The sequence below is a fragment of the Mycolicibacterium arseniciresistens genome (genome assembly GCF_030519285.1).
GTDB lineage: Bacteria > Actinomycetota > Actinomycetes > Mycobacteriales > Mycobacteriaceae > Mycobacterium > Mycobacterium arseniciresistens.
This window is the reverse complement of sequence record NZ_JAUMSQ010000088.1, coordinates 1-8,268: the sequence shown is the minus strand read 5'-3', so window position 1 is coordinate 8,268 and position 8,268 is coordinate 1. Positions and strand designations below refer to the sequence as shown.

12 protein-coding genes are annotated in these 8,268 nt (G+C 69.3%); 6 read left to right on the top strand and 6 right to left on the bottom strand.

What is annotated here, in order from left to right; genetic code table 11:
- The coding region (locus Q2100_RS13855; protein ID WP_302914531.1) for a Maf family protein at window positions 1-506 on the top strand (506 nt) is incomplete at its 5' end.
- A gap of 3 nt (window positions 507-509) precedes the next feature.
- On the opposite strand, the gene Q2100_RS13850 is transcribed toward Q2100_RS13855, so the two are convergent.
- Both Q2100_RS13850 and Q2100_RS31855 read right to left on the bottom strand, forming a co-directional pair.
- A complete protein-coding gene (locus Q2100_RS13850; RefSeq protein ID WP_302914530.1) occupies window positions 510-1,250 on the bottom strand; it encodes a DUF6199 family natural product biosynthesis protein in 741 nt (246 codons plus the stop codon).
- A gap of 2 nt (window positions 1,251-1,252) precedes the next feature.
- Window positions 1,253-1,972: a DUF6199 family natural product biosynthesis protein gene (locus tag Q2100_RS31855; RefSeq protein ID WP_302914529.1), complete on the bottom strand. Its 720-nt coding sequence runs from the start codon at window positions 1,970-1,972 to the stop codon at window positions 1,253-1,255.
- 70 nt (window positions 1,973-2,042) lie between these two features.
- On the opposite strand from Q2100_RS31855, the gene Q2100_RS13840 reads away from it, so the two are divergent.
- Entirely contained in the window at window positions 2,043-2,930 is an 888-nt protein-coding gene (locus Q2100_RS13840; RefSeq protein WP_302914528.1) for a sulfurtransferase, read from the top strand.
- Window positions 2,931-2,944: 14 nt separating this feature from the next.
- Window positions 2,945-3,352 carry a SufE family protein gene (locus Q2100_RS13835; RefSeq protein WP_276009883.1) on the top strand — a complete coding sequence of 136 codons (408 nt, stop codon included), beginning with the start codon at window positions 2,945-2,947 and terminating at the stop codon, window positions 3,350-3,352.
- Window positions 3,353-3,371: 19 nt separating this feature from the next.
- On the opposite strand, the gene Q2100_RS13830 is transcribed toward Q2100_RS13835, so the two are convergent.
- Window positions 3,372-3,707, bottom strand: a complete 336-nt coding sequence (locus Q2100_RS13830; protein WP_302914527.1) for a hypothetical protein — start codon at window positions 3,705-3,707, stop codon at window positions 3,372-3,374.
- A 132-nt stretch (window positions 3,708-3,839) separates the two neighbouring features.
- Window positions 3,840-4,166 carry a PASTA domain-containing protein gene (locus Q2100_RS13825; protein ID WP_302914526.1) on the bottom strand — a complete coding sequence of 109 codons (327 nt, stop codon included), beginning with the start codon at window positions 4,164-4,166 and terminating at the stop codon, window positions 3,840-3,842.
- Between the two features lie 310 nt (window positions 4,167-4,476).
- Between Q2100_RS13825 and Q2100_RS13820 the strand changes: the two genes are divergently transcribed.
- On the top strand, window positions 4,477-6,291 hold the full coding sequence (locus Q2100_RS13820) for an acetyl-CoA carboxylase biotin carboxylase subunit (protein ID WP_302914525.1): 1,815 nt from the start codon (window positions 4,477-4,479) through the stop codon (window positions 6,289-6,291).
- Window positions 6,292-6,294: 3 nt separating this feature from the next.
- Here Q2100_RS13820 and Q2100_RS13815 read toward each other — a convergent pair whose 3' ends face one another.
- On the bottom strand, window positions 6,295-7,119 hold the full coding sequence (locus Q2100_RS13815) for an alpha/beta fold hydrolase (RefSeq protein ID WP_264015997.1): 825 nt from the start codon (window positions 7,117-7,119) through the stop codon (window positions 6,295-6,297).
- Window positions 7,120-7,161: 42 nt separating this feature from the next.
- Here Q2100_RS13815 and Q2100_RS13810 point away from each other — a divergent pair, with 42 nt between their 5' ends.
- Window positions 7,162-7,479 (top strand): hypothetical protein, encoded by a 318-nt coding sequence (locus tag Q2100_RS13810; RefSeq protein WP_302914524.1) that lies wholly within the window; start codon window positions 7,162-7,164, stop codon window positions 7,477-7,479.
- Here the strand turns inward: Q2100_RS13810 and Q2100_RS13805 are convergent, their stop codons facing one another.
- A complete protein-coding gene (locus Q2100_RS13805) occupies window positions 7,480-8,016 on the bottom strand; it encodes a nucleotidyltransferase family protein (RefSeq protein ID WP_302914523.1) in 537 nt (178 codons plus the stop codon).
- Window positions 8,017-8,049: 33 nt separating this feature from the next.
- Here Q2100_RS13805 and Q2100_RS13800 point away from each other — a divergent pair.
- On the top strand, window positions 8,050-8,268 hold a 219-nt coding region (locus Q2100_RS13800), incomplete at its 3' end, for a 2-oxo-4-hydroxy-4-carboxy-5-ureidoimidazoline decarboxylase (protein WP_407667623.1).

Here is an 8,268-nt window from a genome sequence, read left to right as displayed (position 1 = left end):
TGGGTCCGGCCGCCGCGCCGGCGGAGGTGGTGTGCGCGCTCGCGGACGCGAAGGCAGCCGACGTGGTGGGCCGGCTTCCCGGGGACGTCGCGGCGGACTGCGTGGTCATCGGATGCGATTCGATGCTCGGCCTCGACGGACGCCTGCACGGTAAGCCGGGCACCGCCGACGCCGCCCGCCTGCAGTGGCAGGCGATGGCGGGCCGCGCCGGCGCGCTGCACACCGGCCACGCCGTGCTCCGCGTCCGCGACGGTGCGACAGTCAAGAAGGCCGTCGAATCGCGTTCTACAACAGTGCATTTCGCGACACCGAGCGAGGCCGACCTGGACGCCTACGTCGGTACCGGCGAACCACTGGGCGTGGCAGGCGCGTTCACCCTCGACGGGTACGGCGGGTGGTTCGTCGATCGCATCGAGGGCGACCCGTCGAACGTGATCGGTCTCAGCCTTCCGCTGACCCGCCGGCTGCTCGACCGCGTCGGAATCCCCGTCACCGCACTCTGGTAGCGGTCATCGCTTCGGTTCCGCATCGAGCCGGGGCACGACGTTCCCCGGCTTCGCCGGCGCGAGGATCTCGCCCTTGACGTCGACGATCGCCGAGTCGGTGACGATCGGTGCCGCCGGATCCGGGCGCTTGAAGAACTGTCGCGCAATGCTGAAGCCGGGCTCGGCCACCCGGTCGGCGGTGCACTTGTCGTACGCGCCCTCCGAAGGGGGTCGTTCCGGCGCCCACGCCAAGCCCGGATTCAATTGCAGCGCATTCGTTTCGGTGTTCCGGACCCCGACGCTGTGCAAGCAGTCCCACAGGTCCCTGTCGTCGATGTACTTGCCGCTGGCCGGGAAGGTGTCGCGTGGCGCCAGGTAGTAGAGATCGTAGAACTCGCCCCGCGGCGTCTGCCTCACCGTGTACCCGATGACCGGCAGGGGTCCACGGTTCTCCGGAGGCGGGGCGACGTAGGCGTCGATCGCCGCCTGCCGGTCCGCGCGGGCCTGCTTGTCGGCCTCCTGCTGGGCGATCAGGTTCTTGTAGTCGCTGTCGGCCGACCAGAACATGATCCCGCCGAACACCACGGCCGCGATCACGCCCAGCCCGCCGAGCGCCGTCATCAGGTATGCGGCATCGCTGGGCTCGTTGGCCTCCGGGTTGCGGAACTTCCACGACTCGAACAGCCACCACATCTTCCTGGGCTGCAGCAGCATGAAGAGGCCGATCGGAACGCCGATCAGCATCACGACGATCGCGAAACCCACGGCTACTGCGCTCCGGGGAGGTGCGGCACAGGGTTGCCGGCGGCGGCCGGCGCCAGCACGGTGCCGTCCGGACGGACGACGGCACTGTTGGTGACGATCGACGCGTCCGGCCTGATCGTGCCGACGCGGATGGTCGCGACGCCGGGCGACCAGGCGTCGGTCACGCGGCACGTCGACTCGCCGGCGAGTGTGGCCTTCAGACCCGGCGTCCAGCCCAGGCGCAGATCGGCGGTGATCCGGTCGGTGCCGATGCCGCGGACCTGCCGCATGACCTCACACCCCTGCTCGGTGAAGAAGTTGAAACCGCCGGCCACCGGCGCCGATCCCGCGGGCACGAGGTAGGACAGGTCGAGCATCGTGGCGCCGCCCTGCTCGGCCAGCCGGTACCCGACGATGGGCAGCGCCCCCCGATCCTGCGGGCGTGACGTCAGGCCGGCCCGCGTCGGCGGGGTGCGCTTGGTGGTCGTCGTAGCCGGCCGCGATGGCGCGTCGTCGTCGTTCGAGCCGCCGCTGGTGAAGGCGAGCAGCGCGACGACGACCGATGCGACGATGACGAGGACCCCGGTCAGCGAGGACATCCCGTAGGCGGCCTCGCTGGGTTCGTTGGCCTCGGGGTTCTTGTATTTCCACGACTCGGTGGCCCACCACAGCTTGTCCGGGTTGCGGAACAGCCACACGCCGATCGGTATCCCGATCAGCAGGACGAGGATTCCGAGTGCCACCGGAAAATCGTAAAGTCGCCGGGGGGCCACTCGGCGCAGCAATTACCGGTGCGGCGGTAGGCTCGCTGACGTGCCGCTTCCACCAGATCCCAGCCCCGCGCTACAGGACTACGCCCACCCCGAACGCCTGGTCACCTCCGACTGGCTGGCGAGCAATCTGGGCAGGCCCGGCCTTGCCATCGTCGAGTCCGACGAGGATGTGCTGCTCTACGACACCGGTCACATCCCCGGCGCGGTGAAGATCGACTGGCACACCGATCTCAACGATCCGAACGTGCGCGACTACATCGACGGCGCGCAGTTCGCCGAGCTGATGGACCGCAAGGGGATCGCCCGCGACGACACCGTCGTCATCTACGGCGACAAGAGCAATTGGTGGGCGGCCTACGCGCTGTGGGTGTTCACCCTGTTCGGCCACCCCGACGTCCGGCTCCTCGACGGCGGCCGCGACCTGTGGGTCTCCGACGGCCGCGACACCACGCTCGACGTCCCCAACCGGCGCTCCAGCGGTTATCCCGTCGTCGAACGCGACGACGCGCCGATCCGGGCGTTCAAGGACGACGTGCTGGGCATCCTCGGCGCCCAGCCGCTGATCGATGTCCGGTCACCGGCGGAGTACACCGGTGAACGCACCCACATGCCCGACTACCCGGAGGAAGGCGCCCTGCGCGGCGGGCACATCCCCACCGCCAGGTCGATCCCGTGGGCCAAGGCCGCCGACGACAGCGGACGCTTCCGCAAGCGTGCCGAACTCGAGGACCTGTACGGCTTCCTCCAGCAGGACGACAAGACCATCGTGTACTGCCGCATCGGTGAGCGCTCCAGCCACACGTGGTTCGTACTGACTCACCTGCTCGGACTGCCGGGCGTGCGGAACTACGACGGTTCGTGGACCGAGTGGGGCAACGCCGTGCGCGTGCCCGTCGCCGTCGGGGAAGAGCCCGGCGAGGCGCCGTGACGTCGACCGCCGGGATGCCGGCCGCCCTCGCCGAGGTCGTCTCCGACTTCGCGGAGGTGCAGGGGCAGGACAAGCTGCGGCTCCTGCTGGAGTTCGCCGACGACCTGCCGCCGCTACCGGCCGGGCTCGAGCAGGCCGCGATGGAACCGGTGCCCGAGTGCCAGTCCCCGTTGTTCCTGCATGTCGACGCGAGCGACCGGGAGCACGTCCGGCTGTACTTCAGTGCGCCGGCCGAGGCGCCGACGACCCGCGGCTTCGCCTCGATCCTGGCCACCGGACTCGACGAACTGCCCGCCGAGGAGATTCTCGCCGTGCCTGACGACTTCTACTCTGACCTCGGCCTGGCCGCACTCATCAGCCCGCTGAGGCTGCGCGGCATGTCGGCCATGCTGGCCCGCATCAAGAAGCGGCTGAGAGCCTGACGTCAGTTCGGTGCTTCAGCTAGCTGTAGCACTCTTCGCCGGCTCTGGTGATACCCACCCCGTACCACGCGTCTTCCGACATCGGCTCACCCGCCTCGGGCGATTGCCAGCACACCTTCCAGAACTTCTCGACCAGTTGCTGCTGGTCCGCGCTCTTGATGTTCTGTGTGTTGAGGACCAGATCCGGGTTGCCGGAGGCTGTGATGACCTCGTCCTGGGCCTCGTCGAGTCTCATGTCGACGACATCCGGCATCTCCGGCGGTTCCTGCGCCGTTGCGACCGGCGCAGCGAAACCGCCTGCAGCAACCAGAATCGCCGAGCTGATGGTGACCAGATGTATCCGCTTGATCCGCATGAACTCCCCCTTCGCCCCGCCCGGGAGAGAGATTACAGCAACGGGCGGCCGGCCATCCGGGTTGTTCGTAAGTCGTCATAATCGCGCCGTCACCCGTCGGTGCAGCTACCGGCGGTAGGCGTCAGGTGCGGCTCAGCACTCTTCGCCGGCCCTGACCACACCCACTTCGTAGGATTCGTCTTCGGCAATCGGTTCACCGGCGTCAGGCGACTGCTCACACACCTTCCAGAAGATGGGAACCAATTGCTCCTGCTTCGGTCCTGTGATGTTCGAGGACTCCAGGACCAGCTCCGGGTTGGCGGCGGCTTCGGCGAACTCCGCCTGCGCCTCGTCGAGGGTCATCTCGACCAGATCCGGCATCTCCGCCTCATCCGCTGTGGCGACCGGAATCGCGACGCCACTGGCACCGATCAGAATCATCGACGAGATACCGATGATCTGTAGCGGCTTCCTCCACATGACTTCCCCCTTCGCCCTGCACCAAATCCGTTGTCTCTGCACCGGAAAGGTACCGCGGCGCCCGGCCGCCGGCATCTCGAGAGCACACTTCCGATATTTGCTGCGCCCCCCGGTATCCGCAGCTTGTACACGCGGTGAACGACCGGAATTGCACGCCTACAGACCGGGATTGCGACGCCCCCCTGAACCTACTTGCCAGTAACCGGCACCGCCTCGCCGAGACCTCAGGTGCGGCGCTTAAACTGCCCGGGATAAGTTCTTAAAGACGTTCTTAGAGACGCCAGCGCAAGGCGATCCAACAGGAGGCGAAGTGGCCAGTCACGCCAGCTCGAAGATCACGAAGGTGCTTGTAGCCAACCGCGGCGAGATCGCGGTCCGGGTGATCCGAGCGGCGAAGGACTCCGGGCTGACCAGCGTGGCCGTCTACGCCGAACCAGACGCCGACGCCCCGCACGTCCGGCTCGCCGACGAGGCGTTCGCCCTCGGCGGCCAGACCTCGGCCGAGTCCTACCTGGTCTTCGAGAAGCTGCTCGACGCGGCGCAGAAGTCCGGCGCCAACGCCGTCCACCCCGGCTACGGGTTCCTCAGCGAGAACGCCGACTTCGCCCAGGCCGTGCTGGACGCCGGCCTGATCTGGATCGGCCCCAGCCCGCAGTCCATCCGCGACCTCGGTGACAAGGTCACCGCCCGCCACATCGCCGCCCGCGCGCAGGCCCCGCTGGTGCCGGGCACCTCGGATCCGGTCAAGGACGCCGACGAGGTGGTGGCGTTCGCCAAGGAGTACGGCGTGCCGGTCGCGATCAAGGCGGCGTTCGGCGGCGGCGGCCGCGGCATGAAGGTGGCCCGCACCCTCGAGGAGATCCCCGAGCTGTACGACTCCGCGGTGCGCGAGGCCGTCTCGGCGTTCGGCCGCGGCGAGTGCTTCGTCGAGCGCTACCTGGACAAGCCCCGCCACGTCGAGGCCCAGGTCATCGCCGACACCCACGGCAACGTCGTCGTCGCGGGCACCAGGGATTGCTCGCTGCAGCGCCGCTTCCAGAAGCTCGTCGAGGAGGCTCCCGCCCCCTTCCTCACCGACGCGCAGCGCAAGGAGATCCACGAGTCGGCCAAGCGCATCTGCAAAGAGGCCGGCTACTACGGCGCGGGCACCGTCGAGTACCTGGTCGGCCAGGACGGCCTCATCTCGTTCCTCGAGGTGAACACCCGCCTGCAGGTCGAGCACCCGGTCACCGAGGAGACCTCGGGCATCGACCTGGTCCGCCAGCAGTTCCGGATCGCCAACGGCGACGCGCTCGACATCACCGAGGATCCGACGCCGCGCGGCCACTCGATCGAGTTCCGCATCAACGGCGAGGACGCCGGCCGCGGGTTCCTGCCCGCCCCCGGCCCGGTCAGCAAGTTCGAGGCGCCGCAGGGCCCCGGCATCCGGCTGGACTCCGGCGTGGAGACGGGCTCGGTGATCGGTGGCCAGTTCGACTCGATGCTGGCGAAGCTGATCGTCACCGGCGCAACCCGCCAGGAGGCGCTGGAGCGGTCGCGGCGCGCTCTCGACGAGTTCACCGTCGAAGGTCTGGCCACCGTGATCCCCTTCCATCGCGCCGTGGTGTCCGATCCCGCGTTCATCGGCGACGAGAACGGTTTCACCGTGCACACCCGCTGGATCGAGACCGAGTGGGACAACAAGGTCGAGCCCTTCACCGGCGGCGATCCGATCGAGGAAGAGGACACCATCCCGCGGCAGACCGTCGTGGTCGAGGTCGGCGGTCGACGGCTGGAGGTGTCGCTGCCCGGCGACCTCGCACTGGGCAACGGCGGCTCGGTCGGCGGCGCCAGCGGTGTCGTCAGGACGAAGCCCAAGCCGCGTACGCGCGGCGCGGCCGGTGGCGCTGCCGCCTCGGGCGACTCCGTCACCGCGCCGATGCAGGGCACCGTGGTGAAGGTGGCCGTCGAGGAGGGTCAGCAGGTCTCGGCCGGCGACCTCGTCGTGGTGCTCGAGGCCATGAAGATGGAGAACCCGGTCACCGCGCACAAGGACGGCACGATCACCGGCCTCGCGGTCGAGGCCGGTGCCGCCGTCACGCAGGGCACCGTCCTCGCCGAGATCAAGGACGCCGACGCCGAGTAGCCGTCAGGACCGGATGAACTCCAGCAGGTCGGCATTGATGGTGTCGGCCTGCGTGGTGGGCATGCCGTGCGGGAAGCCCTCATAGGTCTTCAGCGTCGCGTTGGCCAGCAGTTCCGCTGAGCGCGGCCCGGAGTTCTCGTACGGCACGATCTGGTCGTCGTCGCCGTGCATCACGAGCACCGGCAGCTGGATTTTCTTCAGGTCCTCGGTGAAATCCGTCTGCGAGAACGCCACGATCCCGTCGTAGTGGGCCTTCGCGCCGCCCATCATCCCCTGCCGCCACCAGTTGGCGATGATCGCCTCACTCGGCTCGACCCCGTCCCGGTTGAACCCGTAGAACGGACCCGACGGCAGCGCGCGGTAGAACTCCGAGCGGTTGGCCGCGAGCTGGGCCTGCAGGCCGTCGAAGACGTCCTTGGGCAGGCCGCCCGGGTTGGCGTCGGTCTTCACCATCAGCGGCGGGACGGCGCTGATCAGCACGGCCTTCGCCGCGCGGTCCTCACCGTGGCGGGCCAGGTAGTGCGCCACCTCTCCCCCACCAGTCGAATGACCGACGTGCACGGCGTCGCGCAGGTCGAGGTGATCGACGACGGCCTTCAGGTCGTCGGCGTAGTGGTCCATGTCGTGGCCGTCGCCGGTCTGCGTCGAGCGGCCGTGGCCGCGACGGTCGTGGGCGACGACCCGGTAGCCCTGCGCGAGGAAGAACAGCAGCTGGGTGTCCCAGTCGTCAGACGAGAGCGGCCACCCGTGACTGAACACGATCGGCTGGCCCGACCCCCAGTCCTTGAAGTGGATGTCGACACCGTCGTTGCTCGTGATGAAAGGCATCGGCTCATGCTACGCAGCGGACGCGAACGTTACAGTGCGCGGATGGAACCGATCGAGATCAACGCCGGCAGTTGGTATCTGCGCGCTCTGCGGGCCGACGATCGCATCGACGACCGGCCCTCGCTGGCGGAACTGGGCGAGACCGACCAGGACTACGTCGCACGCGCCGCGGCCGGTTGGGCCGCCGACGTCCGCTACACGTGGGCGGTGGCCGAGCCCACCACCGGCGAACTGCTCGCCGAGGTCGCGCTGACGCCGGGCACCGGGTCCGTCTCGCAGCGTGCCCGGCCGGGCCATGCCGAGGCGGCCAGCAGCGCGGCCGACGCCGTGCGACGCTTCGCCGCCTCGCTGGGTGGCTAGTCAGCGCTCGTCGATGTCGCGGCCGGTGGCCAGGTCGACGCACTCCACCGTCACCACGTCGGCGCGCGAGCGCAGGAACGGGCCGGCTCCGCGATCGCCGACGAGACTCTGCAACAGCTGCGGCCAGTATCGGCGGTGCACCACGACGGGGTGACCGGGTCGGCCGTCGTACACCGCGCGCGCCAGGCCCGACCCCGACCCACGTGCGGCGGACAGCACCCGCCGCACCACGTCGGCGCCGACGTCGGGGGTGTCGACGGTGTGCAGCACCGCCAGATCCGCCGACCCGATCGCCGCGATACCCGCCCGCACCGACGCGCTCATGCCGTCCGCCCAGTCGGAGGCGATCACGGCCCGCGCGGGCTGCGGCACCTCCACCAGCGCCGCACCCAGCACCACCACCACGTCGCCGCATCCGCCCTCAGCCAGCGCGGTCACGGCCTTCTGCAGCCATTCACCCTGCGCGGCAGTGACTTTCGGCATCCCGTAGCGGGTGCCGGCTCCGGCGGCCAGCACCACACCCGCGGCATTCGGCATGCGAACAGTGTGAACCTGGCCGATCCTGGAACGGTGGCACCCCCGCCGAGCGCCGGGCTGGCCGAGTTCAACGGTCTGCCCGGCCCACAACGCGTACGACTGCTGACCGGCGTCTGCGCCTCCGCGGTGTGGGCGGAGCAGGTGGCCGCAGGCGCGCCGTACCCCGACGTGGACGCGCTGCTCGACGGCGCCGACCGGGTGCTGGGCGAGCTGCCCGAGGCCGAGATCGACGCGGCGCTGGCCGGGCATCCC

What these genes read in the sequence shown, in the direction of transcription:
- Q2100_RS13835 (WP_276009883.1), top strand. Translation starts at nt 2,945, where the DNA reads ATGCCGGCCGCCCTCGCCGAGGTCGTCTCCGACTTCGCGGAGGTGCAG.
- Q2100_RS13815 (WP_264015997.1), bottom strand. Translation starts at nt 7,119, where the DNA reads ATGCCTTTCATCACGAGCAACGACGGTGTCGACATCCACTTCAAGGAC.
- Q2100_RS13830 (WP_302914527.1), bottom strand. Translation starts at nt 3,707, where the DNA reads ATGCGGATCAAGCGGATACATCTGGTCACCATCAGCTCGGCGATTCTG.
- Q2100_RS13810 (WP_302914524.1), top strand. Translation starts at nt 7,162, where the DNA reads ATGGAACCGATCGAGATCAACGCCGGCAGTTGGTATCTGCGCGCTCTG.
- Q2100_RS13825 (WP_302914526.1), bottom strand. Translation starts at nt 4,166, where the DNA reads ATGTGGAGGAAGCCGCTACAGATCATCGGTATCTCGTCGATGATTCTG.
- Q2100_RS13805 (WP_302914523.1), bottom strand. Translation starts at nt 8,016, where the DNA reads ATGCCGAATGCCGCGGGTGTGGTGCTGGCCGCCGGAGCCGGCACCCGC.